This window comes from Plantactinospora alkalitolerans, assembly GCF_015690345.1.
GTDB classification, from domain to species: Bacteria; Actinomycetota; Actinomycetes; order Mycobacteriales; family Micromonosporaceae; genus Plantactinospora; species Plantactinospora alkalitolerans.
The window spans coordinates 1-1,843 of sequence record NZ_JADPUN010000158.1 but is presented as its reverse complement, the minus strand read 5'-3'; the positions used below and the strand labels follow the sequence as shown (position 1 = coordinate 1,843).

The following is a 1,843-nucleotide window of genomic DNA, read 5'->3' as shown; positions in this document are numbered from 1 at the left end:
ACCCGACTGCCCGAAGACGTGAACACCACCGCCCTGGCCGAGGCGTTGCGGGACGTGATCGGCCGACACGAATCACTGCGGACAACGTTCGCGGTCGCCGACGGCGAGCCGTATCAGCGGATCCTGGCCGTTGACGAGCTGGCGTGGGAGTTGGAAGTCATCGACGTTCAGCCGGATGAGCTGACCCAGGCGGTGCAGCAAGCCCACCGGTACGTGTTCGACCTGGCGAGCGAGGCACCGATCAAGGCAACGTTGATTGACGCCGGATCGAGCGATCGGGTGTTGGCGCTGGTGATCCACCACGTCGCCATGGACGGCTGGTCGAACGCTCCGCTGATGCGGGACATCACGGCCGCCTGTACGGCGCGACAGCGAGGCGAGGCGCCGGACTGGGGCCCGTTGCCGGTGCAGTACGCGGACTACGCACTCTGGCAGCGGGAACTGCTGGGCGACGAGTCCGACCCGGACAGCCTCCTGTCGGTGCAGGTGGCGTACTGGCGTACCGCGCTGGCGGGGGCGCCGGAGGAACTCCTGCTGCCGACCGACCACCCACGGCCGGCAGTGGCCAGTTACCAGGGTCTCGCCGTGCCGGTGACTGTTCCGGCAGTGGTACACCGGCGACTGGACGAACTGGCGAGGACGGAAGGCGCCACGCCGTTCATGGTGCTGCAGGCCGCTCTTGTGGTGTTGCTGTCGCGGTTGGGTGCGGGCACCGACATTCCGATCGGGTCGGGCGTCGCCGGGCGTACCGACGAGGCTCTTGATGATCTGGTCGGGTTCTTCGTCAACACGCTGGTGATCCGCACCGATCTGTCCGGCGACCCGGAGTTCCGGCAGGTGCTGAGCCGGGTGCGAGAGACCGTCCTCGGTGGGCTCGCGCATCAGGATGTGCCGTTCGAGCGGCTCGTGGAGGTGCTGGCGCCGGAGCGGTCGATGTCCCGGCATCCGCTGTTCCAGGTGGTGCTGACGCTGCAGAACAACACCCGCGCTGAGGGGTTCGCCGAGGAACCGGCCGCCATCCGGCGGCCGGTGGCGGACAGCGTCTCGAGTGCCGTGCGCAGCGATCTGGACCTGATGGTGAGCGAGACCTTCGGTGCGGGAGGAGAACCGGCGGGCATACGGGTGTCGCTGATCGCCGCATCCGATCTGTTCGACCGGGCCACCGCCGAACGGATCGCCGCCGCGTACGTAAGGGTGCTGGATGTCGTTACCGCTGAGCCCGACCTTCCGGTGCGCTCGGTGGACATTCTCGAGGCTGGTGAGCGGGACCGGTTGCTGTACGGCTGGAACGACTCCGGGACCGAGTTGCCGGACGGCTCAGTCCTGGATCTGTTCGCGCGGCAGGTAGCGGCCCATCCGCAGGCGCCGGCAGTCGTGGGCGACGGCGTGCGGCTGACGTATGCGCAGCTGGACGCGCGTACGGATGAGCTGGCCGCCGGCCTGTCCGATCTGGGTGTGGGCCCGGAGTCACTGGTCGGGCTGTTCCTGCCGCGCGGTGTGGAGCTGGTGACGGCCGTGCTGGGTGTGTGGAAGGCGGGTGCGGCATATCTGCCGTTGGATACCGCCCTGCCGGCTGACCGGATCGGCTTCATGCTGTCCGACAGCGGTGCATCCCTGGTGCTGGCGGCCCGTGAGGCTCAGGTTCCGGCGGACGTACCGGTGCGGCACGTGGAGGACCTGCTCGCTGTCACACCGCAGCGGCGGTACTCGCCCGACGCGGACGCTCTGGCGTATGTGATCTACACGTCGGGTTCGACGGGTACCCCGAAGGGGGTGGCCGTGACGCACGCCAGTGCGGTGAACCTGGCGGTGGCGCAGATCGAGCACTTCGTGGTCACTGACC

Annotated in this window: 1 protein-coding gene; it reads left to right on the top strand. The window is 68.5% G+C overall.

Annotated elements, in window-relative coordinates; all coding sequences use genetic code 11:
- Nucleotides 1-1,843 (top strand): condensation domain-containing protein (locus I0C86_RS16100; protein ID WP_196202045.1); only part of this gene is annotated, 1,843 nt, incomplete at both ends.